At 54.2% G+C, this 26,509-nt stretch carries 22 protein-coding genes; 3 read left to right on the top strand and 19 right to left on the bottom strand.

Annotated features, from left to right (window positions below):
- Nucleotides 1–83 precede the first annotated feature (83 nt).
- The 3 genes from fsa to CD000_RS16265 form a co-directional block, all read right to left on the bottom strand.
- The gene (gene fsa / locus CD000_RS16275; RefSeq protein WP_011232852.1) at nt 84–725 is read right to left on the bottom strand and encodes a fructose-6-phosphate aldolase; all 642 of its coding nucleotides are present in this window, start codon (nt 723–725) and stop codon (nt 84–86) included.
- Nucleotides 726–800: 75 nt separating this feature from the next.
- Nucleotides 801–1,664, bottom strand: a complete 864-nt coding sequence (locus tag CD000_RS16270) for a class II fructose-bisphosphate aldolase (protein WP_011232853.1) — start codon at nt 1,662–1,664, stop codon at nt 801–803.
- A gap of 208 nt (nt 1,665–1,872) precedes the next feature.
- Nucleotides 1,873–2,235, bottom strand: a complete 363-nt coding sequence (locus CD000_RS16265; protein ID WP_013146624.1) for a response regulator — start codon at nt 2,233–2,235, stop codon at nt 1,873–1,875.
- 123 nt (nt 2,236–2,358) lie between these two features.
- Here CD000_RS16265 and CD000_RS16260 point away from each other — a divergent pair, with 123 nt between their 5' ends.
- Nucleotides 2,359–2,880, top strand: coding sequence for a DUF2529 domain-containing protein (locus CD000_RS16260; RefSeq protein ID WP_011232855.1), 522 nt, complete (start codon nt 2,359–2,361; stop codon nt 2,878–2,880).
- A 181-nt stretch (nt 2,881–3,061) separates the two neighbouring features.
- Here the strand turns inward: CD000_RS16260 and CD000_RS16255 are convergent, their stop codons facing one another.
- The 10 genes from CD000_RS16255 to CD000_RS16205 all read right to left on the bottom strand — a co-directional run bounded on the left by CD000_RS16255 (nt 3,062) and on the right by CD000_RS16205 (nt 17,722).
- Nucleotides 3,062–4,657 (bottom strand): CTP synthase, encoded by a 1,596-nt coding sequence (locus CD000_RS16255; RefSeq protein WP_096226045.1) that lies wholly within the window; start codon nt 4,655–4,657, stop codon nt 3,062–3,064.
- A 160-nt stretch (nt 4,658–4,817) separates the two neighbouring features.
- Nucleotides 4,818–5,375 (bottom strand): DNA-directed RNA polymerase subunit delta, encoded by a 558-nt coding sequence (gene rpoE / locus CD000_RS16250; protein WP_096226044.1) that lies wholly within the window; start codon nt 5,373–5,375, stop codon nt 4,818–4,820.
- 388 nt (nt 5,376–5,763) lie between these two features.
- A complete protein-coding gene (icmF, locus tag CD000_RS16245; RefSeq protein ID WP_096226043.1) occupies nt 5,764–9,024 on the bottom strand; it encodes a fused isobutyryl-CoA mutase/GTPase IcmF in 3,261 nt (1,086 codons plus the stop codon).
- A 16-nt stretch (nt 9,025–9,040) separates the two neighbouring features.
- The gene (locus CD000_RS16240; RefSeq protein WP_011232859.1) at nt 9,041–9,673 is read right to left on the bottom strand and encodes a TetR/AcrR family transcriptional regulator; all 633 of its coding nucleotides are present in this window, start codon (nt 9,671–9,673) and stop codon (nt 9,041–9,043) included.
- Between the two features lie 168 nt (nt 9,674–9,841).
- Complete coding sequence (locus CD000_RS16235) at nt 9,842–10,984, bottom strand: acyl-CoA dehydrogenase (RefSeq protein WP_096226042.1); 1,143 nt, start codon at nt 10,982–10,984, stop codon at nt 9,842–9,844.
- Nucleotides 10,985–11,749: 765 nt separating this feature from the next.
- Nucleotides 11,750–12,883, bottom strand: coding sequence for an acyl-CoA dehydrogenase (locus tag CD000_RS16225; protein ID WP_096226041.1), 1,134 nt, complete (start codon nt 12,881–12,883; stop codon nt 11,750–11,752).
- Between the two features lie 233 nt (nt 12,884–13,116).
- Nucleotides 13,117–13,968, bottom strand: a complete 852-nt coding sequence (locus CD000_RS16220; RefSeq protein ID WP_096226040.1) for a 3-hydroxybutyryl-CoA dehydrogenase — start codon at nt 13,966–13,968, stop codon at nt 13,117–13,119.
- A gap of 12 nt (nt 13,969–13,980) precedes the next feature.
- Nucleotides 13,981–14,172 (bottom strand): hypothetical protein, encoded by a 192-nt coding sequence (locus CD000_RS16215; RefSeq protein ID WP_096226039.1) that lies wholly within the window; start codon nt 14,170–14,172, stop codon nt 13,981–13,983.
- A 118-nt stretch (nt 14,173–14,290) separates the two neighbouring features.
- Entirely contained in the window at nt 14,291–15,469 is a 1,179-nt protein-coding gene (locus CD000_RS16210) for an acetyl-CoA C-acetyltransferase (RefSeq protein ID WP_015376074.1), read from the bottom strand.
- A 156-nt stretch (nt 15,470–15,625) separates the two neighbouring features.
- Nucleotides 15,626–17,722, bottom strand: a complete 2,097-nt coding sequence (locus CD000_RS16205) for a heterodisulfide reductase-related iron-sulfur binding cluster (protein WP_096226038.1) — start codon at nt 17,720–17,722, stop codon at nt 15,626–15,628.
- Nucleotides 17,723–18,057: 335 nt separating this feature from the next.
- On the opposite strand from CD000_RS16205, the gene cls reads away from it, so the two are divergent.
- Complete coding sequence (gene cls / locus CD000_RS16200) at nt 18,058–19,248, top strand: cardiolipin synthase (RefSeq protein WP_096226037.1); 1,191 nt, start codon at nt 18,058–18,060, stop codon at nt 19,246–19,248.
- A 130-nt stretch (nt 19,249–19,378) separates the two neighbouring features.
- Here cls and CD000_RS16195 read toward each other — a convergent pair whose 3' ends face one another.
- The 6 genes from CD000_RS16195 to speE form a co-directional block, all read right to left on the bottom strand.
- Nucleotides 19,379–19,546: a XapX domain-containing protein gene (locus CD000_RS16195; protein ID WP_013146634.1), complete on the bottom strand. Its 168-nt coding sequence runs from the start codon at nt 19,544–19,546 to the stop codon at nt 19,379–19,381.
- Between the two features lie 74 nt (nt 19,547–19,620).
- Nucleotides 19,621–21,294, bottom strand: a complete 1,674-nt coding sequence (gene argS, locus CD000_RS16190; protein ID WP_011232868.1) for an arginine--tRNA ligase — start codon at nt 21,292–21,294, stop codon at nt 19,621–19,623.
- Between the two features lie 3 nt (nt 21,295–21,297).
- Nucleotides 21,298–21,729, bottom strand: coding sequence for a YwiB family protein (locus CD000_RS16185; RefSeq protein ID WP_011232869.1), 432 nt, complete (start codon nt 21,727–21,729; stop codon nt 21,298–21,300).
- A gap of 179 nt (nt 21,730–21,908) precedes the next feature.
- Nucleotides 21,909–22,286, bottom strand: coding sequence for a hypothetical protein (locus tag CD000_RS16180; RefSeq protein WP_011232870.1), 378 nt, complete (start codon nt 22,284–22,286; stop codon nt 21,909–21,911).
- A gap of 128 nt (nt 22,287–22,414) precedes the next feature.
- A complete protein-coding gene (gene speB / locus CD000_RS16175; protein ID WP_096226036.1) occupies nt 22,415–23,290 on the bottom strand; it encodes an agmatinase in 876 nt (291 codons plus the stop codon).
- Nucleotides 23,291–23,303: 13 nt separating this feature from the next.
- Nucleotides 23,304–24,131, bottom strand: a complete 828-nt coding sequence (gene speE / locus CD000_RS16170; protein ID WP_014196977.1) for a polyamine aminopropyltransferase — start codon at nt 24,129–24,131, stop codon at nt 23,304–23,306.
- 256 nt (nt 24,132–24,387) lie between these two features.
- Here speE and CD000_RS16165 point away from each other — a divergent pair, with 256 nt between their 5' ends.
- Nucleotides 24,388–26,433: a transglycosylase domain-containing protein gene (locus CD000_RS16165; protein WP_096226035.1), complete on the top strand. Its 2,046-nt coding sequence runs from the start codon at nt 24,388–24,390 to the stop codon at nt 26,431–26,433.
- Nucleotides 26,434–26,509: the final 76 nt, after the last annotated feature.

Genomic DNA, 26,509 nt, shown 5'->3' with positions numbered 1-26,509 from the left:
AAGCAAAGCCGGGCGGGCTCATCACGTCCGGCCTGAACGCGGCAGAGCGAGCCCGCTTCACCCAAGAGGCAAACGGCTTACTTTCATTTTTGCCGATTCCAGTCGGCGAGAAACTTCTCAATTCCTTGATCAGTCAGCGGATGGTTGAACAATTGCATAAGCACCTTGTACGGAACCGTGGCAATATGCGCCCCGCGCAACGCCGCTTCTGTCACATGGTGCGGATGGCGGATCGAAGCGGCGATGATTTCCGTTTCAATGCCATGAATGTTGAAAATCTCAGCGATGGTAGAAATGAGCTCTAAACCGTTATGGCCGATGTCATCGAGGCGGCCGAGGAACGGAGAGACGTACGTCGCGCCGGCGCGTGCGGCCAAGAGCGCCTGGTTGGCGGTGAACACAAGCGTCACATTCGTTTGAATCCCTTTTTCGCTGAACGCCTTGACTGCTTTTAAGCCTTCCGGCGTCATCGGCACTTTGATCGTAATGTTCGGGGCGATTTTCGCCAGCTCTTCGCCTTCCGCGATCATGCCAGCGGCGTCGGTCGAAATGACTTCAGCGCTCACCGAACCAGAAACGATCGATGTAATTTCGCGCAACCGATCATGGAACGATACGTTCTCCTTCGCCACGAGGCTTGGGTTGGTCGTGACGCCGGCCAAAATGCCGAGTTCATGGGCGTGTTTGATTTCTTCCAAGTTGGCAGTGTCGATAAAAAATTTCATGCTGAACCCTCCTTGTTATTCGTTGCACATGCAAAGGCAGCCGCGCGGCGGCCAAACGCCGCCCGCGAAGCCGATTCATCGCGCCGCTTTTCCGGACGAGCCAAACTCGCGCATTTTGCCGATGACCGTCGCTTTGATGGCGTCGCGGCCCGGGCCGATGATTTTGCGCGGATCATAGACGTTCGGGTCTTTCGCGAGCAGTTCGCGGACGACTTTGGTAAACGCCATTTGGTTTTCGGTATTGACGTTGATTTTCGATGTGCCAAGGGAGATCGCGCGTTGAATTTGTTCGGTCGGAATGCCGGTGCCGCCGTGGAGCACAAGCGGAACGCCGGTTAAATCGCGGATTTGCTCCATTTCGGCAAATCCGAGCTTCGGCTCTCCTTTGTACGGGCCGTGCACAGAACCGAGCGCCGGGGCGAGACAGTCGACGCCTGTCCGTTTGACAAGCTCTTCGCACTCTTTCGGGTCGGCGTAAATGATCCCTTCTCCGACGACGTCGTCTTCCTGCCCGCCGACGATGCCGAGCTCCGCTTCGACCGAAACACCGCGCGCATGAGCATATTCAACGACTTGCGAGGTGATGCGGACGTTTTCTTCAAATGGATGGTGGGAGGCGTCAATCATAACCGAGGTGAACCCGGCGTCAATCGCCGCTTTGCATTTTTCAAAGCTCGATCCATGGTCGAGATGGATGGCGACCGGAACGGTGATGTTCATGTCTTCCATTAACCCTTTGACCATATTGACGACCGTTTTGAATCCGCTCATATAGCGGGCCGCCCCTTCGGAGACGCCGAGAATGACCGGCGATTTTTCCTCTTCGGCCGCCGCTAAAATGGCTTGTGTCCATTCCAAGTTGTTAATGTTAAATTGACCGACCGCGTATTTGCCGCGCAGCGCCTCGTTGAGCATCTCTTTCATCGATACTAACGGCATGGTTCCATCCTCCTTAGCTGATCGTCGTCTTTGTCGCCCTGGCGGTGACTGGGTCCACAGGCGCAAAATCCATCTACGTTATAAGCATACCAACTTGCCGGCAAAACGGCAACATTTCCACCCTTTATTCTCCTAAAGACGACAGCGTCATCAATGTCCATCGATGCGCTTTCTTTGCCAAAGGAAAGCCGCTCGTCGATGGCGCTGTCTAGGCGGTAATGTATTTTTTGACGGCAACGCGCAAATCGTCAATATCAAACGGCTTGGCAAAATGCATCAGCGCCCCGAGCTCTTTCGTTTCTTGAATCATATCGAGCTCCCCGTAGGCGGTCATGATGATCACCTTAATATCCGGATCAATCTCTTTCAACCGTTTTAAAATTTCAATGCCGTCCATGCCAGGAATTTTCATATCAAGAAGCACAAGATCGGGGTGATGTTTGCGGGCGATTTCGAGCGCCTGCATGCCGTTGGCGGCCTGATACGTTACATACCCCTCCCGCTGAAACACTTCGTTGAGCAAAATGCGGATGCCATACTGGTCGTCGACAATCAAAATTTTGTTTCCCACAGTTATGCACCTCTATTCCCTGTTTTCTCCCTATTAATGTTTCGCATTTGGCAAACCCATTTCCTGCTTGCTTTTCTTGTTGTTTGTCGATTTTGTATAATAGCGGCGAAGGGAGGCCGAACCGTGAAAATTTTAACGACGCAAACGATCGGATTGTTGCAAAAAATCGCCGCGGATGAAGAGCTGGCGCTCGAAGACGGGGCGCGTCTGCTCGCTCAGGCCGCCATCGGTGATGGGCGCATTTGGCTGTATGGCATAGGTGAACTCGATGCGGTCGTCACCGCCGCGCTTCTTGGCCCCGATCCGCTCCCGAAAGCCAAACGGCTTGAGCCGACAGCAACCGATGACTGGCAGGAAACGGACCGAGCGCTTCTATTTGCCCGCTTTTCCGCCGATCCTGAGGCCATTCGCCTCGTCGAACAGCTGCAGGCGCACGGCGTTGATGCAGTGGCCGTCGCGGCGCTCGTCAAGGATGAACCCGGACTGGCCGATATGGCCACCGTCTTTATCGACAGCAAACTTTCCCGCCCGCTCGTGCCGACCGAAGACGGCCGCCGCATCGGCATGCCGACGATCATCACCGCTTCATTCATCTACTACGGACTGCGCGTTTTGCTCGATGAAATTTTGGCGGAATATGAATAACAGCCGCCATGAAAGCGAGCGCTCTCCGACCGGCCAAAGGCAAAGAGGTATAGAAACCGCCCAAAAAACGGCGCCTGATCAATGGGCATCGTGCTTGACAAGATGAAAAATATCCAAAAAAGAAAGGAGGCTGAACCCAAAAGGCCGTTCTACGGCTTTTTTTGGGACAGCCCCTTTTTCGTCACTCTTTCAGCGACGCTCTGACAAACTCGCGGAACAGCGGCTGCGGCCGCGTCGGGCGCGAGGTGAATTCCGGATGGAATTGCGCGGCGACGAACCACGGATGATCCTTGAGTTCGATCACTTCAACCAGCCGTCCGTCCGGACTCGTGCCGGAAAAGACGAAGCCGTGCTCTTCCATGATCGGCCGGTATTGGTTGTTGAATTCGTACCGATGGCGATGGCGCTCGTAAATGACTTCATCGCCGTAGGCGGCGTAGGCAAGCGTCCCTTCCTGCAGCTTGCACGGATACAAGCCGAGGCGGAGCGTGCCGCCTAAATCTTCGACATCCTTCTGCTCCGGAAGCAAGTCGATGATCGGATGCGGCGTGTTCGGGTCAAACTCGGACGAATGGGCGCCGGACAACCCGACAACATGGCGAGCAAATTCAATCGAGGCGAGCTGCATTCCTAAGCAAATGCCCAAAAACGGCACGCGCTGCTCGCGGGCGTAGCGGATCGCCTCAATCTTCCCTTCGACCCCGCGGTCGCCGAACCCGCCCGGAACCAAAATGCCGTCCGCATCTTTCAACAGGTCGGCTACATTGTCACGCGTCACATGCTCAGCATTGATCCACTGAATATCAATGTCGGTGTCAAACGCATACCCCGCATGACGGAGCGCCTCAACAACAGAAATATAGGCGTCCGGAAGCTCGACGTATTTGCCAACCAAAGCGATTTTCGTCGTTTTCGATAAGTTGCGCACTTTCTCGACGAGCGCTTCCCATTCGGTCATATCCGCTTCGCGGCAGTTGAGGCGCAAATGTTCGCACACGATTTGGTCCAGTTTTTGTTCTTGAAGCATAAGCGGGACCGCATACAGCGTGTCGGCATCGCGCGCCTCGATGACCGCTTTCGGATCGATGTCGCAAAAGAGGGCGATTTTCTCTTTCATTTCCTGCGGCATCGGCATTTCCGTGCGCACGACGATGACGTTTGGCTGAATGCCGAGGCTGCGCAATTCTTTCACGCTGTGCTGCGTCGGCTTCGTTTTCATTTCCCCAGCCGCCTTGATGTACGGCACGAGCGTGCAGTGGATGTACATGACGTTTTCGCGTCCAACATCGCTTTTGATTTGGCGGATCGCTTCTAAAAACGGAAGCGATTCAATATCGCCGACCGTGCCGCCGATCTCCGTAATGACGACATCGGCGTTCGTCTCTCTTCCGGCCCGGAAGACGCGCTCTTTAATTTCGTTGGTAATGTGCGGAATGACTTGCACCGTGCCGCCTAGGTAATCGCCGCGGCGCTCTTTGCGGATGACGGCGGAATAAATTTTTCCTGTCGTCACGTTGCTGTATTTGTTTAAATTAATATCGATGAACCGTTCATAATGCCCTAAATCCAAATCCGTCTCTGCACCATCGTCCGTGACGAACACCTCGCCGTGCTGATACGGGCTCATCGTCCCTGGGTCGACGTTAATGTACGGGTCAAACTTTTGGATCGTCACGTTCAACCCGCGGTTTTTCAACAAACGTCCAAGCGAAGCCGCCGTAATCCCTTTCCCGAGTGAGGAAACAACGCCGCCCGTCACAAAAATGTATTTCGTCATTTTGTCTTCCCCCTTGCCGAAATTGCGGTAACAGTTTCAGTGTTTGCGAAAGGCGCAAATAAAAAACGCTCCGCTTACCGTACGTAAGGGAGCGATCGATTTGTTCGTTTTCAAGAGCCCAACACACATTGTACCGGGTTCCCCTGGCAAAGTCAAGCGGTTATTCGTCTTCGTCCGGCTCTTCGAGATCAAGCTCTTCATCAAGCGGCGCATCGTCCAGCTCAAACTCTTCATCGCCGAGAATGTCATCGTCAAACGCGACGTCTTCGTCCAGATCGAATTCTTCATCTTCCAAGAGCTCGTCTTCATCAAGCTCGAGCTCTTCCCCATCATATTCATCCAAATCGTCGTAATCGAGATCTTCATCTTCAAGCAACTCATCGTATTCATCGTATTCATCGTCAAGCGCTTTTTTCTTCTTCTTCGGCTTGACGATCGTCACCGTTTCGTCTTCTGTCTGGTCAAACGGATACCATGCGCGCAATCCCCAGACGTTTTCCCCAACGCAAATAAACCGGCCGTCGATGTTTAAATCGGTGTAATATTGGGCCAGCCGCGCCTCCATCTCTTCTTCCGATATGCCGGCCAGCGCTGCTGCTTCACGAACGAGTTGATCAAACGGCAGCGCCTCCCGCTTGTCAAGCAAAATGAGGTTCGCCAGCTCGGCGAACGACATCTCCTGCAATTCCTCCGGCGAGTATTGCTGCTGCAGGCTCAAGTTCAGCACTCCCCTTCTATATCAATGAAACAAATGAATGCAAGTGGAATACATACCATTCATTATAAACAAATTGTCGGGGTTTATGCTACCCATTTGCCGAAAAAAGCAAAGGAGGGCAGCCCTGCGGCGAGGGCGGCCCTCCTTCCGATTCCGACATATCCGTTGTCACAATCACCTTTGTTCACACCGCTCCACTTTTTCCTTACGAAGCCCATTCGTCTTGCTCTTTTGGCCCAATCCGCGTTCCGTTCGTTTCGCCTCCGGCGGGCCAGTACGCCAACAGCCGCTGCCCATCATTCTACCGATCTGCTAAAGTTCAACGGGCCGTTGTCCATTGTGATCAAGGGCGCCCATCGAAAGCAGAAAACAACGAAACTCCCTCGAATTACATATTCCGCCGGTATTGTCCGCCGACTTCGTACAAGGCGCGGGTGATTTGTCCAAGGCTGGCGACTTTCACCGTTTCCATCAATTCTTCGAAAATGTTGCCGCCGCTTGTCGCCACTTGCTTCAGCCGTTCGAGCGCCGGGCCGGCTTTGTCTTTGTTCCGCTCTTGGAATTCGCGCAAGTTGCGGATTTGCGTCTCTTTTTCTTCATACGTCGCCCGGGCGAGCTGGATGTTGTTCAGTTCGTCCTCTGACGGCGGATTCGGGTTCAAGAACGTGTTGACGCCGATGATCGGCAGTTCGCCGGTATGTTTTTTCGTTTCATAGTAAAGTGATTCGTCTTGAATTTTGCCGCGCTGGTATTGCATCTCCATCGCCCCGAGCACGCCGCCGCGGTCGTTGAGCCGTTCAAACTCTTGCAACACCGCTTCTTCAACCAAATCGGTCAGCTCTTCAATGATGAACGACCCTTGGAGCGGGTTTTCGTTTTTGGTCAGGCCAAACTCTTTCGTGATAATGAGTTGGATCGCCATCGCCCGACGGACCGACTCTTCGGTCGGTGTCGTGATCGCTTCGTCATAGGCATTCGTATGCAGCGAGTTGCAGTTGTCATAAATCGCCAGAAGCGCCTGCAGCGTCGTGCGGATGTCGTTGAAATCGATCTCCTGCGCGTGCAATGAACGGCCGGACGTTTGGATATGGTATTTCAGTTTCTGGCTCCGTTCGTTGGCGCCGTATTTTTCGCGCATGACGATCGCCCAAATGCGGCGGGCGACGCGGCCGATGACCGAATACTCCGGATCGAGGCCGTTGCTGAAGAAAAACGACAAGTTCGGCGCAAAATCGTCAATGTGCATGCCGCGGCTCAAGTAATACTCGACATACGTAAAGCCGTTCGCAAGCGTAAACGCCAGCTGCGTGATCGGGTTCGCCCCCGCCTCGGCGATATGGTAGCCGGAGATCGACACCGAGTAGTAGTTGCAGACGCGGTGCTTGATGAAATACTCTTGAATGTCGCCCATCATTTTTAAGGCGAAATCGGTCGAGAAAATGCACGTGTTTTGCCCTTGGTCTTCCTTCAAAATATCGGCTTGAACCGTGCCGCGCACCGTTTGCAGCGTCCATTCCTTCACTTGTTCGTACTCTTCCGGCGTGAGCGGGCGGCCAAGCTCGGCTTCCTTTTTCTCGACTTGCTGGTCAATCGCCGTATTCATAAACATCGCCAGCAAAATCGGAGCCGGACCGTTGATCGTCATCGACACGGATGTGAGCGGGTCGCACAAGTCAAACCCTTTGTACAGCTTTTTCATATCATCAAGTGTACAGACGCTGACACCGCTTTCCCCGACTTTGCCGAAAATGTCCGGCCGGTAGTCCGGGTCTTCGCCATAGAGCGTCACGGAGTCGAACGCGGTGCTGAGCCGCTTCGCCTTGTCTTCTTTGCACAGATAATGGAAGCGGCGGTTCGTGCGCTCCGGCGTCCCTTCGCCGGCAAACTGCCGTTTCGGGTCTTCGCCTTGGCGCTTGAACGGGAAGACGCCGGCCGTATACGGGAACGAGCCAGGGACGTTTTCTTTATACACCCAGCGCAAAATCTCTCCGTAGTCTTTGAATTTCGGCAAGACGACTTTCGGAATGTCCAAACCGGACAACGTTTTCGTCGTCAGTTCGGTAACGATTTCTTTATCGCGCACTTTCGTGACAAATTGTTTTGCCGCATATTTCGCTTTCGTTTCTTCCCATGTCGCCAAAATGCGCTTCGATTCCGGCGTCAATTTCGCCTCATAATCCGCTTTGAGCGTCTCGAGCGCGCGGATCACGTCTTCCGCTTCGCCCCGTTCCTTCGCCGCTTCGATGGCCCCTTCGATTTGGAAGAGGCGTCTTGCCACCTCGACTTGCTGCTCGGCGCGGCGGTGGTACGAGCGGACCGTTTCCGCGATTTCACGCAAATAGTAGCGGCGCTCGTTCGGGATGATGATATTATGCTTTTCGACATTGGCGACCGTTTTTAAGCTTGTTTTCCAATTCGTTCCTGCTTTTTTATTGATCGTATCCACAAGCGCGACAAAGAGCGTATTCGTGCCTGGGTCGTTAAACTGGCTGGCGATCGTGCCGTACACCGGCATTTCCGAAACATCGCGGTCAAACAGCTGGTGGCTGCGCTGATATTGTTTTTGCACTTGCCGTTTTGCGTCTTCTGACCCTTTGCGCTCGAATTTATTAATGACAATCAAATCGGCATAATCGATCATGTCGATTTTCTCAAGCTGCGTCGGCGCGCCGAACTCGCTTGTCATGACGTACATCGACACGTCGCACACTTCGGTAATGGCGGCGTCGCCTTGGCCGATCCCGCTCGTTTCAATGATGACAAGATCAAATCCGGCCGCTTTGACAACCGAAATGGCGTCGCGAATTGCCGGCGACAGTTCCGTGCGGGCATGGCGCGTCGCCAAGCTTCTCATGTAAACGCGCGGCGAGTTGATCGAGTTCATCCGGATGCGGTCGCCCAACAGCGCCCCGCCCGTTTTTTGCTTCGTCGGGTCGACGGACAAAATGGCGATTTTGATATCCGGAATTTCGTTTAAAAAGCGGCGGACGAGCTCATCGGTGAGCGAGCTTTTCCCAGCTCCGCCTGTGCCGGTGATGCCGAGCACCGGCACGCGCTTCTCGAGCGCCTTCACTTGTTCAATGGCGGCTTCCGCCGCCGCGGCCGCCTCTCTGTTTTCCCCCTCGGCGCGATATTCGCACAGCGTGATGAGCCGGGCGATCGCCTGCACATCGCCGGACGGAAGCCGCTCCAGTTCATCGGTCACCGTCGTCACGGTCGGAAAATCGCACTCTTCAAGCATGACGTTAATCATTCCTTGCAGGCCGAGACGCCGTCCGTCTTCCGGCGAAAAAATGCGGGCGATGCCATATTCGTGCAGCTCTTTGATTTCGCGCGGGATGATGACGCCGCCCCCGCCGCCGTAAATGCGGATATGGGATGCGCCCCGCTCTTGAAGCAGGTCATACATATATTTAAAAAACTCCATATGCCCGCCTTGATACGAGGAGACGGCAATGCCTTGCACATCTTCCTGAATGGCGGCATTGACGATTTCCTCCACCGATCGGTTATGGCCTAAATGGATGACCTCGGCGCCGCTCGCCTGCAAAATGCGGCGCATAATGTTGATTGAGGCGTCATGGCCGTCAAACAAGCTCGATGCAGTCACAAAGCGGACGTGATGCTTCGGACGGTAAATGTGCGCCATCGTTTCTTCTCCCCTTTTAGACTCGCTGTTTCTCCATAATCCCCTTTAATAAAAACTCGGTTTGCAGTTCGATATATTCATCGAGTGTATACATTTTCCGCAGCACCCAACGGCGGAACGCCCACATTTGCCCAAGAACGACGATGTTGTGGGCGAACAGGCGGATTTCGCTTTCAGAAAGCTGCAACGCCCCGCTCTCAACGCATGCGCGCAAAATATGTTCGAAAATCGCCGCCATATCGAGTTCTTTATTCAACACATACGGCAGCGATTCTTTGCTTAGCGCTTTCACTTCTTGATACATGACGAGCACTTCATCATCGAGTTCATCAACAACGCGGAAATAGTGGGCAATGGCGCGCCTTAACCCTTCGATCGTGCCATGGTGGGCACCGAGGTCTTGTTCCGTCCGCTCCCGCACTTCGTCGTAAATGCGGTCGCACACGAGATAGAGGACGTCTTCTTTCTTGCGGATGTACTCGTACAACGTGCCGATGCTGAAGCCGGACGCTTTGGCGATCTCCCTTGTCGTCGTTTGGTGGAAACCTTTTTGTTTAAACAAGGAAATCGCGCCTTTGATCATCTCATTGCGCCGTTTTTTCACGAGCTTTTCGTCTTTGACCGATGCAATCACTTCCCGTTTTTTCATGTTCGTTGTCTCTCCCCCATTCCCATTTGACGGCGGGGCGCCGCCCCGCCCCATGCCTATCCGTGCGCCCTTTCCCAAAGCGCCAAGCCGCCGTTCAGATCCAAAACCATTGAAATGACGCACAATGTTTCAATCGCGCGCCAACACGAATGAGTGGACACGCAATGTTTAATTGCGTGTCAACATGCGCGAAATGACAAGGCGTTGGATTTCTTGCGTTCCTTCGTAAATTTGCGTAATCTTCGCGTCGCGCATAAACCGCTCGACCGGGTAGTCCTTCGTGTAGCCGTTGCCGCCGAAAATTTGCACCGCCTCGACCGTCACTTTCATCGCCGTGTCGCCGGCAAACAGTTTCGCCATGGCGGATGCTTTGCCGTACGGCAAGCCATTCGACTCCAACCATGCCGCTTGATAGGTCAAGAGCCGCGCCGCTTCAATGGCCGTCGCCATGTCAGCGAGCTTGAAAGCAATCCCTTGCTGCTCGATGATCGGTTTGCCGAACTGGACGCGCTGTTTCGCATAGTCCACCGCCGCATCCAGCGCGCCCTGGGCAATGCCGACCGCTTGGGCGGCGATGCCGTTGCGGCCGCCATCGAGCGTCGTCATGGCGATTTTAAACCCTTCTCCTTCTTGACCGAGCAAGTTTTCTTTCGGAATGCGGCAGTCTTCAAAAATGAGCTCCGTCGTCGGCGACGAACGAATGCCGAGTTTCTTTTCCTTTTTGCCGAACGAAAAGCCCGGCGTTCCTTTTTCCACGATAAAGGCGCTGATCCCTTTATGCCGCTTTTCCGGATCGGTGACGGCAAATACGACGTAAATTTCCGCTTCGCCGCCGTTGGTGATCCATACTTTCGAGCCGTTTAAAATGTAGTGGTCCCCGTCTTTTACCGCACGCATTTTCATCGAGGCGACATCCGACCCCGCCCCCGGCTCGGACAGAGCGTATGCCCCCAGTTTTTCCCCAGTCGCTAAGGCGCGCAAATACTTTTGCTTTTGTTCTTCGTTGCCGAACTTGTAAATCGGCCAGCTGGCGAGCGATATATGCGCGGAAAGCGTCACCCCGGTCGAGGCGCAGACGCGCGACAGCTCCTCAACGGCAATGACATAGGCCAAATAATCGCTGCCAATGCCGCCGTATTCTTCCGGCCACGGAATGCCTGTTAAACCGAGTTCAGCCATTTTGTTGAAAATGCCGCGGTCAAACCGCTCTTCTTCGTCGCGCTCAGCGGCAGTCGGCGCTACCTCATTTTCGGCAAATTCGCGCACCATTTTTCGCAGCATTTCATGTTCTTCTCTCAATCGAAAGTTCATCGTTTCATTCCCCCGTTTTCCTATATATCCGAAATCCTCGTCCCCCGTGCCAGCGTGATCACCGTTTTCCAAAAACAGACAACGAATCGTTGTGCCGCGACGTTGCCATCCAGTTCGCCGCCCATTCCGGGTTTTCCAAAGACAGACAACGAATCGTTGTTGGGAAAAGAGAATAGGATCGCTCCGGCTGCACAACAAAACGCAGCAAATGACAGAGCCCCGTGTTTATGCCTCCATCCCTGAAAGCGGCGTTGTTCAGCCTTCCGAAGACCCGACGGTTTGCGGCTCATTCCACCATTTCATTCGGTTGCCAATCATGAGCTGACTGAACACAAGCTTTTCTGCCTCTTCCCTCGAACAAGAACGCCGACGGGCAAATGCCATTTGCCCGCAAAACGTTCATTGTTCGAGGAGGGCATGCTGTCGCATGCCCAGTCGGCAAGCGAACGGCTTGCCGACTACGGCAGAAAAGCTAGGAACAGAGCCTTCTCATCTGGTTTGGATTGGTTCATCAACATGCCTATATAGATGCAACGAAAAAGTTTCACATATCCTTGACGGAAAAGTTGCTTATCTATTTTTCGACTGTCGAGGGCAAGCCACAGGCTTGCCCCCGTCACGCCAAGGCGTGACGGGAGGCCGAACAACCGCTCGCTTCACAGACCCATACATGGGTCTGAAAGCGGCGTTGTTCGGTCGCTCGACAGTCGATCCAATGCTCGGTAAAAGCTGCAAATGTGAAAGCTTCAAATGGCATCTATACAGTTACAAATGTTTGCTGATGACGATGCGCTGAATTTCGCTCGTTCCTTCGTAAATTTGCGTAATTTTCGCGTCACGGAACAGCCGCTCGACCGGGTAGTCTTTCGTGTAGCCGTTGCCGCCGAAAATTTGCACCGCCTCGATGGCATTGTCCATCGCTGTTTGTGAAGCGAAGAGCTTCGCCATCGACGTCTCTTTTCCGCACGGCAGCCCTTGCGCGCGCAGCCAAGCGGCGCGATAGACGAGCCATTTCGCCGCTTCCGCCGCCGTCGCCATATCGGCAAGCTTGAAAGCGACGCCTTGCTGCTCAATGATCGGTTTGCCAAACTGCACCCGCTCTTTCGCGTAGGCGACGGCATGTTCGACTGCCGCCTCCGCGATGCCGAGCGCTTGGGCGGCGATGCCAATCCGACCGACGTCAAGGTTGGCCATCGCGATTTTAAATCCTTCCCCTTCCTGACCGAGCAAGTTTTCCGCCGGCACTTCGGCGTCTTCAAACGTAATGGTCACCGTCCGCGACCCGTGCAGCCCCATCTTCTTCTCATCTTTGCCAATCGACATCCCTGGCGTCCCTTTTTCCACAATGAACGCGGAAATGCCGCGGCTTCCGGCTTCTTCCGGATTCGTGCGGGCGAAGACGATGTACGTATCTGCCTCCCCGCCGTTGGTGATGAATATTTTTGAGCCGTTTAGCACATAACGATCTCCACGGCGCACCGCTTTCGTCTTCAAGCTTTTCGCATCCGAGCCGGCGCTCGGTTCAGTAAGGCAAAACGCCCCCAAGTACTCACCTCGGGCGAGCTTTGTCACGTATTTTTGTTTCTGTTCTTCGGTGCCGAAATACAAGATCGGATTCGTGCCGACCGACGTGTGCACTGATAAGATGACACCGACGGTCGGGCTCACTTTAGAAATTTCATGAATGGCGATGATGTACGAAACAAAGTCCATACCCGCGCCGCCATATTGCTCCGGGACAGTGATGCCCATTAGGCCGAGTTCGGCCATTTTCGCTAAAATCGGGCGCGGAAACTCCCCTTGTTCCATGCGCTCGACAAATGGGGCGATCTCCGCCGCGGCGAACTCGCGCACCATTTGCCGCATCATTTCCTGCTCTGCGGTGAAGCGAAATTCCATGAAATGGCCTCCTTCCGATGTCGCTGACACAATGGTGTTTTCAGGCGCTCCTCCGCTCCATGGGGCAGCCAGCAGGCAGCTGAACGATTCTATAGATTTGCCTTATAGACTGTAAAACAGCGTTCCCGCATGCACCTAACGTGCGGCGTTACGGTCGGCAGACAGCATAGCGGGCGCCGCCCCACGCACATTGCGGCACGCTTCGGCGTTGTCCTGGAGCGACGCCAAGCGGTTTATTCATACGTGTAAAATCCGCGGCCCGTCTTGCGGCCGAGCCATCCGGCTTTCACATATTTGCGCAAGAGCGGGCATGGGCGGTATTTGTCATCGCCGAACCCCTCATGAAGCGTTTCCATAATGTATAAGCACGTATCGAGCCCGATAAAATCAGCGAGTGTCAGCGGACCCATCGGATGGTTCATGCCGAGCTTCATCACTTCATCGATGGCTTCTTTGGTCGCCACCCCTTCGTACAAGGCGTAAATCGCTTCGTTGATCATCGGCATGAGAACGCGGTTCGAAATAAAGCCCGGAAAGTCGTTTACTTCGACCGGCACTTTGCCGAGCTTGCGGGCAACGGCTTCGATCGTTTCATACACGTCATCAGCCGTCGCCAATCCGCGGATAATTTCGACGAGCTTCATCACCGGCACCGGGTTCATAAAGTGCATGCCGATCACTTTCTCTGGCCGTTTCGTCGCGGCGGCAATTTCCGTAATCGGCAGCGACGACGTGTTCGACGCTAAAATCGTCTCCGGGCGGGCGAGCGCATCGAGCTCGGCGAACAGCTTTGTTTTCACGTCCATGTTTTCGACGACCGCTTCAATGACAAGATCCGCTTTGGCGGCGGCATGCAAGTCGGTCGAGCGGGCAAGCCGCGCGAGCGCTGCGTCTTTGTCCACCGCTGTCATTTTCCCTTTTTCCACTTGGCGGGCGAGCCCTTTTTCGATGTTGGCGATTCCTTTGTCCAACTGCGCTTCGCTAATGTCGTACAAAAACACTTGATAGCCAGCGACGGCGCACACTTGAGCGATTCCTGACCCCATCTGTCCGGCGCCGACGACCATGATTGTTTTCACATCCATCTTCTGTTCCCCCTATCGTCCGCTTTGCGTTTCCTTCTCCGCGCCTAAACTCATATGTCTCACTGCCGCCAGCAACCAACGGCAAACGGTCTTTGCATCGTCATCACAACAACCCCTGCTGTCAACCGTTGATGCCGCGGCTGTTGCGGCAATGAGCAACGTGCCGCACGTTGCGGCAGAGACAGCGGCGGCATGCCGCACCATATGGCGCGATGCCTCATGACGCAACGCTTGGGGCAGACGGTCACACGCCGCATCCTATGCCTTGGCGCAACACTGGAAGGCGACGGCGGCATGCCGCTTGCCCGCCGCGCCCCGCTCGTTATACCTCGACCAAGATGGCGTCGCCTTGGCCGCCGCCGCTGCAGATGGCGGCGATGCCGAGGCCGCCGCCGCGGCGTTTCAGCTCATAAATGAGCGTGAGGATGATGCGTGCGCCGCTCGCGCCGATCGGGTGGCCGAGGGCGACAGCGCCGCCATTGACGTTCACTTTTTCCGGGTCAAGGCCGGCGATTTGGATCGCAGCAAGAGCAACAGCGGCAAACGCTTCGTTTATTTCGAACAAGGCAATGTCGTCGACCGTTTTTCCCGTTTTGCGGAGCAGCTCGTTGATGACAAGTCCCGGCGTTTTTGGGAAATCTTTCGCCTCAACGGCGATGGCGGTGTGGGCGACAACAGTCGCGAGCGGCTCAAGCCCCTCGCGGGCGGCGCGCTCCTCGCTCATCAAGACGAGCGCCGCGGCGCCGTCGTTGACGCCCGGGGCGTTGCCGGCAGTGATCGTTCCTTCCGGGTCAAACACCGGCGGCAGTTTCGCCAACGCTTCAAGCGACGTGTCTTTGCGCGGCGCCTCGTCGTGTTCGACGACAAGCGGCTCTCCTTTGCGCTGCGGAATCGTCACCGGAACGATCTCTTCCGCGAGCCGACCGGCTTCGATGGCGGCAATGGCTCGCATATGGCTGCGGTACGCCCACTCATCCTGCGCCTCGCGTGTAATGCCAAGTTCACGCGCTGTATTCCCGCCATAAACGCCCATATGGACGCCGGTAAAACTGCATGTCAAGCCATCATACACCATTAAATCCTTCACCGTGCTGTCGCCCATTCGCAACCCCCAGCGCGCTTTCGGCAGCACGTACGGGGCGTTGCTCATCGATTCCATCCCGCCCGCGACAACGACATCGGCGTCGCCTAAGCGGATGAGCTGATCCGCGAGCGTCACGGCGCGCATGCCCGATGCGCATACTTTATTGACCGTCTCGGTGCGAACATGCCACGGAATGCCGGCATGGCGCATCGCCTGCCGCGATGGGAGCTGTCCTTGTCCGCCTTGCAAGACGGTGCCTAAAATGACATGATCGACTTGTTCCGCGCTCACATCCGCGCGGGCAAGCGCTTCTTTCACGGCAATGCCGCCGAGTTCTGACGCTGACAGCGCTTGCAAAGAACCGCCGAGTTTTCCGAACGGGGTGCGCGCCCCGCTGACAATCACTGTTTTTCCCATATTCCTCTCCCCTTTTCATCGGATAAGAAAGCGATTACAAAACACAGACTGAACGCTCGCTCGGTCGTGGTGCGAAAGAGAAGGTGTACGATCATACACCTTCTCTTTCATTATACTTATTATTTTAAAAAATAGAAATTGTCTTCGCAACTATTTTTACGACGCCGCTTCTTCTTTTTCTTCACCAAATACTGATTTTGCCAAAATCTCGGCGACATCGTACGTCGCGACGCGGTCTTCCACTTCCTTGGCCTTCGTGCCGTCTGACAACATGGTCAGACAGTACGGGCAGCCAGAGCTGATGACCGTCGGATTGACAGCGAGCGCTTGCTCAGTGCGGGCGACGTTGATCCGGTTGCCGGTCGTCTCTTCCATCCACATGAGGCCGCCGCCGGCTCCACAGCACATTCCTCGCTCGCGGTTGCGCTCCATTTCAACAAGCTCGACGCCCGGGATAGCGCGCAAAATTTTCCTTGGCGCGTCATAGACGTCATTGTAGCGCCCTAAATAGCACGAGTCATGGAACGTAATGCGTTCATTCACTGGATGTTTCGGCACGAGCCGCCCTTCTTCGATGAGCTTGGCGAGCAGCTCGGTATGATGATACACTTCGGCCTCGAACCCAAAATCCGGGTATTCATTTTTGAACGTATTGTAAGCGTGCGGGTCGATCGTCACGATTTTCTTGACGCCCGCTTTTTCAAATTCCGCGATGTTGTTCGTCGCTAATTCTTGGAACAAAAACTCATTTCCTAACCGGCGCGGCGTATCGCCTGAGTTTTTCTCTTTGTTCCCTAAAATCGCAAACTTGACGCCCGCTTCGTTCAGCAGTTTGGCAAACGCAAGGGCGATTTTTTGGCTCCGGCTGTCATACGACCCCATCGAGCCGACCCAGAACAAGTACTCGATTTCCTCTCCCGCTTTCGCTGCCTCTTTGACGGTCGGCACATGCACATCATCGCGCAGCTCGCGCCAGTTCTCCCGCTCTTTTCGGTTCAAGCCCCACGGATTGCCTTGGCGTTCGATGTTCGTCATCGCCCGCTGCGCGTCCGGGTTCATCCGTCCTTCCGTCAGGACAAGATAGCGGCGCAAGTCGATGATTTTATCGACATGCTCATTCATGACCGGGCATTGGTCCTCACAGTTGCGGCACGTCGTACAGGCCCAAATCTCTTCTTCGGTGATGACATCGCCGATTAAGCTTGGCATTTCGATCATCGCCGCCTGCTCCGACGCCGCGGCGAACGCGAGCTGATTGCCCCTTGTATGTTTGAAAGCGAACGCGGGCACCCACGGCGTGCGTGACGTGACGACCGCCCCTTTCTCCGTCAAATGGTCGCGCAATTTTAAAATCAAATCCATTGGCGACAACATTTTCCCCGTGCCGGTCGCCGGACACATGCTTGTGCAGCGGCCGCATTCGACACAGGCATACAAGTCGATCAATTGCTTTTGCGTGAAATCCTCAATTTTGCCGACGCCAAACGATTCTTGGCTTTCGTCTTCAAAATGGATCGGGGCAAGCTTCGGTCGCGTCAGCCGGCTGAAAAAGACGTTGATCGGCGCAGCGATCAAATGGGCGTGCTTTGATTGCGGCACGTACACGAGGAACGTGAGCAAAATCAACAGATGCACCCACCAGGCGATAAAGAAGAGCACCGCAGCCCCCGTTTCGCCGACCCAGGAAAACGCGGCAGCAATAAGCGAGGCGACCGGCTCGCTCCATGTCGCTTCTTCGCCGTGCCAAATGATGCTCATCCCGTTGCCAAACAACACCGACAGCATGAGCCCGGCGATGAAGATGAGGACAAGCCCAGCTTTCAAGTCGCGCTTTAAACGGACGAGCTTTTCAATGTAACGGCGGTAAAAGGCGGCGAGCACCGCGATCAAAATAAGCAAGGTAACGATTTCTTGGAAAAACGTAAATCCCGCATACAGCGGCCCAAGCGGCAAATGCGCCCCCGGCGCAAGCCCTTTGATGATGAAATCAATCGCGCCAAATTGGACGAGAATAAAGCCATAGAAAAAGACGACGTGGATCAGTCCGCTTTTTTTGTCCTTGAGCAGCTTTTTCTGGCCGAACACGTTGACCCAGATGTTTCGCAGCCGCTCTTTTACTTTGTGGTCAAACTCGAATTTTTTGCCGAGTTTGATGTACATCGCCCGCGTTTTTACGGCATATGCAAACAAGTAAATTGCGTAAGCGGTTACAAGCAAAAACGCGAGCCAGTTCACCACCAACAAGGCATTCATCTTCTCTCCCCTTCCCCCGTTTTTCGAGCGAATGTGTTGCCGTAACAAAAGAAATTTTCAGAATTCGCTTTATGTCTATTGTACAAATGAATGAGCATTCAGTCAATAGCCTTTTTTCATCCCAGCCGCGAAAACTTTCCCTTTGCAACGGAGCGATCGCGGGGGAATCATCGATTTGTTCAGCCCTCTATAGACTCCCATGACGAAAAAAATTCATCAATATGGAAATTTTATTCATTTGGAGTTTGGGTATGTTCACGGTAGATGCAATTTGAAACGTTTTGCGCGTTCTCGGGCACATTAATAAATACCGAATCGACATAGGAGGAGAAGATATGGTCGTCATTTCCGTCATTGCCATCGTATTGCTGCTTGTTTATCTTGATGACAAGCTTGGACAGTTCATCTTCCGCAATGGGCGCAAAAAAGTCGTCTACCCGGAGCGGAGAAGCGATATTTCCCTCTATATCAACGGCAGGCATTTATTTTCTGATTACTTCGCTGAACTAGGCCGCGCCCGCGATCATATTCACGTCTTGTTTTACATTATAAAAAATGACGAAACGAGCGCGCCATTTTTCCAGATTTTAAAGGAAAAAGCAGCTGCCGGCGTGAAAGTGCGAGTGTTGACCGATTGGATCGGCAGCTTTGGACTGCCGAAAGCGCTCATCCGTTCGCTCGAGGAAAGCGGGGTGGAGTTCGCCTATGCCCGAAAGCCGCGCTTTCCGTTTTTCATTTACCGCCTCAACCGCCGCAACCATCGGAAAATTACGGTCATCGACGGGCGGGTCGGCTACATCGGCGGTTTTAACATCGGCCGTGAATACAACGGAAAAGACGCCAACTTCGGCGAATGGCGCGATTACCACTTAAAAGTGAACGGCGAAGGGGTTCACGACTTGCAAGAACAGTTTTTGCACGACTGGGAAGAAGCAACGGGCCAGACGGTGCCTGACAAACATCGCTACTTCCCGCCGCTTTCGGCCGGCGCCATTCGCCATCAGCTCGTCGCCACCAACGGCGCTGCCCTTGAAGAACAGTTTATCGAGGTCATCCGCCAGGCGAAAAAAGAAATTATGATCGGCAGCCCATACTTCATCCCAAGCCGGCCGCTGTTTAACGAGCTGATGCAAGCGCTTCGGCGCGGGGTGCGTGTGACCGTCCTTGTGCCGCTGAAGGCGGACCATTTATTTGTCAAAGAGGCTACCTATCCGTACTTTTATCGACTCTTGAAAGCCGGCGCGCGCATTTACCGCTTTTACCAAGGATTTTACCATGCAAAAACGCTCGTCATCGATGAGGAGTGGTGCGACGTCGGCACAGCAAATTTCGATCGGCGCAGCTTGTTTTTAAACAGCGAAATCAACTGCTATGTGTTTGACCGCGCGTTTACCCGCCTCGTCAAACGGGCGATCGAGCGCGATTTGTTGCGCGCCGAGCCGCTGACGGTCGACTTTTGGCAAAAACGTTCGCTTCTTGACCGCGGCAAACAGTCGATTTCCCAGCTCATCTCCGCCTGGCTTTGACCGGTCTGAAGTTCCATTTCCCTCCCAAGCAACAGAAGAAGCAAAAAAACCCGGCCGGCGCTTCCGGCGGCTTGATGCTGCCAAAATTGCGCCAACCGGGTTTTGTTCCCCCGTTTGATCATGCAAGTGCTTACTTCCAAAACACCGTGAACCATTGAAACAACCGCATGCCGAGATACACCCCGACGATGCCGGCGATGCCGGCCAACGCCGGGGGAGCGGGAATCGGCAACCGAAGCAAGGTGAACAAAAAGCCGACAACGATGCCGGTGATGAGCGATAGTACAACTTCTTTCATTTGTTGATCCTCCACCACTGTTTTTCTTTAGAATGCCCAAACAAAAGAGGGAGCAGTCGCTCCCCCTCGTTCGTTTACATTTGTTCCGGCGCTGAAACGCCAATGAGCGCTAACGCATTTTGCAGCGTAATTTGCACCGCCTTGACAAGCGCGAGGCGGGCTTTTGTTTTTTCGATGTTGTCCAGATCAAGCACTTTTTCCGCGTTATAAAAGCTATGGAGCGCGGAAGCCAAATCGAATGCATAGGCGGTGACGCGATGCGGCATCCGCTTGAGCGCCGCCTCGGCGACGACATCGGGGAAATCGCCGAGCACTTTGAGCAGCTCGATTTCCTTTTCCGTTTCCACAAGATGGTGAAGCGCTAAGTCGCCGTCATAGGAAATGTGTTGTTCCTCCGCTTGGCGAAGAATGCTCGAAACGCGGGCGTGCGCGTATTGGACGTAGTAAACCGGGTTTTCATTCGACTGCGACACGGCCAAGTCCATGTCAAAATCCAAATGCGTATCGCCCGAGCGCATCGCAAAGAAATAGCGGACGGCATCGACGCCGACTTCTTCCATGAGCTCGCGCATCGTCACCGCCTTGCCGGTGCGCTTGCTCATTTTGACGCGCTCACCGTTTTGGTATAGGTTCACCATTTGAATGATTTCCACTTCAAGCGCCTCCGGATCATAACCGAGCGCAGCGATCGCCGCCTTCATGCGCGGAATGTAGCCGTGGTGGTCCGCCCCCCAAATGTTGATGAGCTTTTTGAACCCGCGCCGCAGCTTGTCTTGATGGTAGGCGATGTCCGGAAGCAAGTACGTATATGTGCCGTCCTGCTTAATTAAGACGCGGTCTTTGTCGTCCCCAAACGCCGTCGAACGGAACCATGTCGCCCCGTCCTGCTCGTAAATATAGCCGCGCTCGCGCAAAGTGGAAAGCGCTTCGTCGATTTTTCCGCTTTCATAGAGCGATGTTTCCGAATACCAGACGTCAAACGGCACACGGAAGTCGGCCAAGTCTTTTTTGATTTTTTCAAGCTCATAGCGGAGCCCATAGTCGCGGAAAAAGGCAAGCCTTTCTTCTTCCTCCATTTCGACAAACCGGTCGCCGTACTCTTCGGCAAGCTTTTTGCCGATTTCGACGATATCGTCGCCGTAATAGCCGTCCTCCGGCAACGGCATATCGACACCGAGCGCCTGAAAATAACGGGCTTCGACCGATTTCGCTAAATTGTAAATTTGCTTGCCGGCGTCATTAATATAGTATTCACGCGTCACGTCAAACCCGGCTTTCGCCAAAATGTTGCAAAGCGAATCGCCGACCGCCGCGCCGCGGGCATGACCTAAATGCAGGTCTCCGGTTGGATTGGCCGAGACGAACTCGACTTGCACTTTTTCCCCGTTGCCGACGTTCGATTCGCCATACGCTTGTCCCGCCTGCAAAATCGCCGGCACGACCGCCGTCAAATAGCGGTTGTCCATGTAAAAGTTAATAAACCCTGGCCCAGCGATCTCGATGCGGGCGACCGACATGCGTTCGCGGTCAAGCTGCCCGACGATGGCTTCGGCGATCGCCCGCGGCGGTTTTTTCGCGATGCGGGCGAGCTGCATGGCGATGTTCGTCGAGTAGTCGCCATGCGCCTTGTCGCGCGGCACCTCAAGCAGCACATCCGGCAGCTCGTCGGCCGAAGCCAGCCCTGCTCTTACCGCCGCCTGGCGGATTTCTTCTTTCATCTTTTCCTTGATTTGTCCGACAATGTTCACCGCTTATACCCCCTTAAATGTCAACGTCAACGTATGGCGCCCGCTTCGCTCATCGCCTAGCATCAGTTCATAGGAAAGAAAAAGCCGCCCCTTTTTCCGCTGCTCATCATAGTGAAACTCCATGGAGCTCGTTTTGGCCGCCAGCGCCCATCGTCCGAACGCTGTCCCATAATGGCCCGATGTTTCTTGGCGGCGGCGGAACGTTTGCCGCATCTCGACCGCTCCGGAACGAAGGACGGTTACCTCGTCAGGCGCGATTTTCACAATGTTGTTCACCCGCCCGAGTTCGTTTTCTTCGGCAAACTGCAAATAAACGGTTTCCCCTTTTATGTAATACGTGCCATCCGCCTCAAGCACAACCGTCTCTTGGCGCGGACCGTCGCGAATGACAGCCACTTGGCGGAGGCGCGCCGGGATGCCGTTTGTTTCCTTCATATCGATGAACACACCTTTGCGAACAAACAGTCATAATTTATAGTATAATGAACTGTTTCGCTCCATTCAAGAGGGGACAAACCCGATGGCAGATTTCCGCTCCAGTGGGCAAAAAAAGGGGCTGACCCAAAACGCATTCGCGTTTTGGGTCAGCCCCCCCTCTTTGTTCCATCGGTATTTTATGATGACGCCCGAACATTTTTTAACACGTTAATAGCAAAAAGAATGACACCTATCACGACGAGCACCCCGCCAATCGCTGTCACCGGCACGAACGCTTCGTTGCCGTAAACGACGAAAATGAGACCGATCATCATGACCGGCAGGCCGATATTGTGCAGCCAGAAATGCACTTTCGCCCATTTCGTCGCCGCCGCTTGTGGAAATAAATGATAGATGATGCCAGCAAGCGTCAAGGCCGTCCAGCCAAGCAAGTTGATATGGACATGGACCGGGGTCAGCGCAAACGAATGGGTCATCGACATGCCAAGCCCCATACAGACGCCAATGACAAAGTACACAACGGAAATTTTGATCAGCTTCACGCCCATCTTCATTCCCCCTCTCCTTTTTCTGTAAATACATTAATTATTACGCTCCGTACGCTCATATTCCTGCATCTTTTGTCCCACCAAAGAAAAAAGCACCCTCGCAAACTTGCGATTTAGGCGCTTTTTCTCATTTTTCACTTCCCTACCCAACCAAGCAGCATTTCCCGCACAAGCTTGCTCGCCGTATTGGCCGTTTGTTCGGAATGGTCATAAATCGGTGCAACTTCCACCAGATCGGCGCCAACGACTCGCACGTCGGAGCGGGCGATCTCGTGAATGGCCGAAAGCAGCTCTTTTGACGTAATGCCGCCGGCATCGACCGTTCCCGTTCCGGGGGCATGGGCCGGGTCAAGCACATCGATGTCGATCGTCACATACACCGGGCGGCCGGCGAGCTTTGGCAACACGGAGCGGAGCGGTTCAAGCACCTCAAACTTGGCGATGTACATACCGTTTTCTTTCGCCCACTCAAACTCCTCTTTCATCCCGGAACGGATGCCGAACGAAAAGACATTCGTCGGGCCGATCAAGTCAGCGACTTTGCGGATTGGCGTCGCGTGCGACAGCGGCTCGCCTTCGTAATGTTCACGCAAGTCGGTATGGGCGTCCATGTGAATGACGGCCAAATCCGGGTAATAGTCGTACACCGCTTTGATGACCGGCCAAGAGACGAGATGTTCGCCGCCGAGGCCAAGCGGAAACTTGCCGGCGTCAAGCACCTTTTTCACGAACTGCTCAATCAGCTCTAAACTGCGGGCCGCATTGCCAAACGGCAGCGGAATGTCTCCAGCGTCAAAGTAGCGGATGTCTTTGAGTTCGCGGTCCAAATATGGGCTGTACTCCTCAAGCCCGATTGACACTTCGCGGATGCGGGCCGGGCCAAACCGCGAGCCAGGCCGGTAGCTGACCGTCCAGTCCATCGGCATGCCGTAAATGACCGCTTCGCTTTCTTCAAAATTCGGATGGCTGCCAATAAACACGTTGCCCGAATAGGCTTCATCAAATCGCATTGCCTGCGCCCCCTTACTTCGTTAAATCCGCGACAAATTTCGGCAAGACGAAACACGCTTTGTGCAATTCTTTCGTGTAATATTTCGTCTCAATGTCATGGAATCGGTCGTCGCTCACGGCGAGTGGATCGTATTTTTTCGAGCCGAGCGTAAACGTCCAGAGCCCGCTCGGATACGTCGGAATGTTCGCCGTATACAAACGGGTGATTGGGAAAATTTCCTTCACGTCGCGATACACATTGCGGATCAAATCCGCTTTAAACCACGGATTGTCCGTTTGGGCGACGAAAATGCCGTCTTCCTTCAACGCGTTGGCGATGCCGGCGTAAAACCCTTTTGTGAACAAGTTGACCGCTGGGCCGACCGGTTCGGTTGAGTCAACCATAATGACGTCATACTCGTTTTCGCTTTTGGCGATATGCATAAACCCGTCATCGACTTTCACTTCGACGCGCGGATCATCGAGTTTGCCGGCAATCTCCGGCAAGTAGGTTTTCGAGCACTCGATCACTTTGCCGTCAATTTCGACAAGCGTCGCTTTTTTGACGCTTGGGTGTTTCAGCACTTCACGAATGACGCCGCCGTCGCCGCCGCCGACGACAAGCACGTTTTCCGGATTGGGGTGGGTGAACAGCGGCACATGGGCGACCATTTCATGATAGACGAACTCGTCTTTTTGTGTTGTCATCACCATGCCGTCTAAAATGAGCATGTTGCCAAACTCCGCCGTTTCGACCATATCAAGCTTTTGAAACGGCGTCTGTTCTGTATGTAAAGTGCGGATGATGCGTGCGGTGATGCCAAAATGCTCCGTTTGCTTTTCGGTAAACCAAAGTTCCATCGGTAACATCCTTTCTCCGAGCGTTGCTTACTATACAAGTTTTCCTTAGCCAACGAAAAACTAAACATGAAAAAGTATAGAGCAATCTAGCAAAAATGCAAGAGGAACAAGTTTAAAATAAAAAATTTTTTTTCATACTGGTAAGAAAAAGCGGAAAACCTCGCTGGCGAAGCCTTGACAAAAGCAAGGCGGCGCATTCAGCCGGGCGTCCGCCCGCATGTCTAAAACAACGCCAAAACCGTTGAGGTGATGCGCAATGGAACCGATCCCGGGCAGCCGTTTTCGCGGCACGTGGAAATATGTGCGCGCCGCCGTCTTTATCGGCTTTTTTCTCGTCATCTTTGCCTTCGCCGCTCTCGGGAGCTTTGTGTTGTTCGCGAAAATCGAAGGCGCCCCGCCGGTCGCCGTGCCGCAGACGACGATTTTTTATGCCGCTGACGGCAGCAAAATCGGGGAAAGCGACCATGGTCAAAAACGCTATTGGGTTCGGCTCAAAGACATGTCCCCGCACATCATCGAAGCGACGATCGCCGTTGAAGACCGGAAGTTTTACGAACACCACGGATTTGACTTGAAACGGATCGCCGGCGCGGTGCTCGCCAATCTCGAGGCCATGGACAAAGTGCAAGGAGCGAGCACGATCACCCAGCAATATGCACGCAACTTGTTTTTAACACATGAGAAAACGTGGTCGCGAAAAATCCAGGAAGCGCTGTACACGATCCGCCTTGAAGCCAATTACAGCAAAGAAAAAATTTTAGAAGGCTATTTAAATACGATTTACTACGGCCATGGCGCCTACGGCATCGAGGCAGCAGCGCGCTATTATTTCGGCAAGCACGCGAGCGAGCTGACGCTCAGCGAGGCAGCCATGCTCGCCGGCATTCCGAAAGGGCCGTATTACTACTCGCCGTTTGTCAATGAACAGCGTGCGAAAGCGCGGCAAAAAATCGTGCTCACCTCCATGGTGGAAGCCGGCTACATCAGCCGCCAAGAAGCGGAGCGGGCGTACCGTGACAAGCTCGTTTACATCCGCCACCGCGAACGAGAGCAGCCTGTGGCCCCGTATTTCCAAGATGTTGTGAAACAGCAGTTGCGCACGAAACTCGGCCTGGATGAGCGGACGATCGAGCTTGGGGGGCTGCGCGTCTATACGACGCTGGATCCGCGTCTGCAACGGATTGCCGAAGAACAAGTTAAGCAAGTCATCAGTCCCCATTCTGCCATCCAGGCGGCATTGGTGGCCATGGATCCGCGCACAGGGGAAGTAAAGGCGCTCATCGGCGGACGCAACTACGAAGAAAGCCCGTTCAACCGCGCTGTGCAAGCGGAACGCCAGCCGGGGTCGACGTTTAAACCGTTTTTGTACTACGCGGCGATCGAGCAAGGATTCACCCCGTCGACGCAACTGCGCAGCGAACTGACCACCTTTACGTTTGACGGGGGCCGATCGTCGTACACCCCCCATAATTACAATGACTACTATGCCAACGGCCCGATCACGCTCGCCGAGGCGCTCGCCGTATCCGACAACGTCTTTGCGGTGAAAACGCTCCAGTTCATCGGCGCCGACAAACTCGTCGACACAGCGAAAGCGCTCGGCATCACAAGCAGATTGAAAGCAGTGCCGTCGTTGGCGCTCGGCACATCGCCGGTGAAAATGATCGACATGGTCGCCGCATACAGCACGCTCGCCAACTACGGCAAAAAAACGGACCCGGTGTTCATTAAAAAAGTCGTCGACGCGAACGGAAACGTGCTGTATGAACATAAGCCGGAGAGCCGGCAAGTGCTCGACCGCGACGTAGCGTTTGTGACGACCCATTTAATGACCGGAATGTTCGACCCAAAGCTTAACGGCTATACGACCGTCACCGGGCAATCGATCGCCGATGAAATGACGCGCCCGTACGCCGGCAAGTCCGGGACGACGAAAACGGACAGCTGGATGATCGGCTTCGCCCCGCAGTTGGTCGCCGGCGTCTGGACCGGCTACGACCGCGGCGAAACGATGAGCCGCTTTGACGAAAAGCAATACGCGAAACAAATATGGATCCGCTTTATGGAGAAAAGCCTCGCCGGCGAGCCGAAAAAATCGTTCAAGCCGACCAAAGGCGTCATCGGCGTCTACATCGACCCGCAAAACGGCAAGCTGGCGACCGATTCGTGCCCAGTGAAGCGGAAAACGTATTATATCGCTGGCACAGAACCGGTTGACTATTGCACCGATCATGTAAAAGAGGAGAAGAAGAAAAAAGAAGACGGAAAAAGCTGGTTCGAGAAATGGTTTCCATGGTTTTAAACAAGAAAATCCCCTGCGTTTGCCCGCAGGGGATTTTCTTGTCCTAGTTTTCCTGTGTTATACATGTAGATTTAGT

This window comes from Geobacillus sp. FJAT-46040, assembly GCF_002335725.1.
Taxonomy (GTDB): Bacteria; Bacillota; Bacilli; order Bacillales; family Anoxybacillaceae; genus Geobacillus; species Geobacillus thermoleovorans.
The sequence above is the reverse complement of the archived record's forward strand: the minus strand, read 5'-3'. Positions and strand labels throughout refer to the sequence as shown.

Excerpts from the sequence above, each read along its gene's own strand:
- CD000_RS16215 (WP_096226039.1), bottom strand. The coding sequence starts at position 14,172 with ATGGTGCGGCATGCCGCCGCTGTCTCTGCCGCAACGTGCGGCACGTTG.
- speE (WP_014196977.1), bottom strand. The coding sequence starts at position 24,131 with ATGGAACTTTGGTTTACCGAAAAGCAAACGGAGCATTTTGGCATCACC.
- CD000_RS16225 (WP_096226041.1), bottom strand. The coding sequence starts at position 12,883 with ATGGAATTTCGCTTCACCGCAGAGCAGGAAATGATGCGGCAAATGGTG.
- CD000_RS16255 (WP_096226045.1), bottom strand. The coding sequence starts at position 4,657 with ATGACGAAATACATTTTTGTGACGGGCGGCGTTGTTTCCTCACTCGGG.
- CD000_RS16180 (WP_011232870.1), bottom strand. The coding sequence starts at position 22,286 with ATGAAGATGGGCGTGAAGCTGATCAAAATTTCCGTTGTGTACTTTGTC.
- CD000_RS16270 (WP_011232853.1), bottom strand. The coding sequence starts at position 1,664 with ATGCCGTTAGTATCGATGAAAGAGATGCTCAACGAGGCGCTGCGCGGC.
- cls (WP_096226037.1), top strand. The coding sequence starts at position 18,058 with ATGGTCGTCATTTCCGTCATTGCCATCGTATTGCTGCTTGTTTATCTT.
- CD000_RS16205 (WP_096226038.1), bottom strand. The coding sequence starts at position 17,722 with ATGAATGCCTTGTTGGTGGTGAACTGGCTCGCGTTTTTGCTTGTAACC.
- CD000_RS16165 (WP_096226035.1), top strand. The coding sequence starts at position 24,388 with ATGGAACCGATCCCGGGCAGCCGTTTTCGCGGCACGTGGAAATATGTG.
- fsa (WP_011232852.1), bottom strand. The coding sequence starts at position 725 with ATGAAATTTTTTATCGACACTGCCAACTTGGAAGAAATCAAACACGCC.
- icmF (WP_096226043.1), bottom strand. The coding sequence starts at position 9,024 with ATGGCGCACATTTACCGTCCGAAGCATCACGTCCGCTTTGTGACTGCA.
- CD000_RS16235 (WP_096226042.1), bottom strand. The coding sequence starts at position 10,984 with ATGAACTTTCGATTGAGAGAAGAACATGAAATGCTGCGAAAAATGGTG.
- CD000_RS16185 (WP_011232869.1), bottom strand. The coding sequence starts at position 21,729 with ATGAAGGAAACAAACGGCATCCCGGCGCGCCTCCGCCAAGTGGCTGTC.
- speB (WP_096226036.1), bottom strand. The coding sequence starts at position 23,290 with ATGCGATTTGATGAAGCCTATTCGGGCAACGTGTTTATTGGCAGCCAT.
- CD000_RS16210 (WP_015376074.1), bottom strand. The coding sequence starts at position 15,469 with ATGGGAAAAACAGTGATTGTCAGCGGGGCGCGCACCCCGTTCGGAAAA.
- CD000_RS16240 (WP_011232859.1), bottom strand. The coding sequence starts at position 9,673 with ATGAAAAAACGGGAAGTGATTGCATCGGTCAAAGACGAAAAGCTCGTG.
- CD000_RS16220 (WP_096226040.1), bottom strand. The coding sequence starts at position 13,968 with ATGGATGTGAAAACAATCATGGTCGTCGGCGCCGGACAGATGGGGTCA.
- CD000_RS16195 (WP_013146634.1), bottom strand. The coding sequence starts at position 19,546 with ATGAAAGAAGTTGTACTATCGCTCATCACCGGCATCGTTGTCGGCTTT.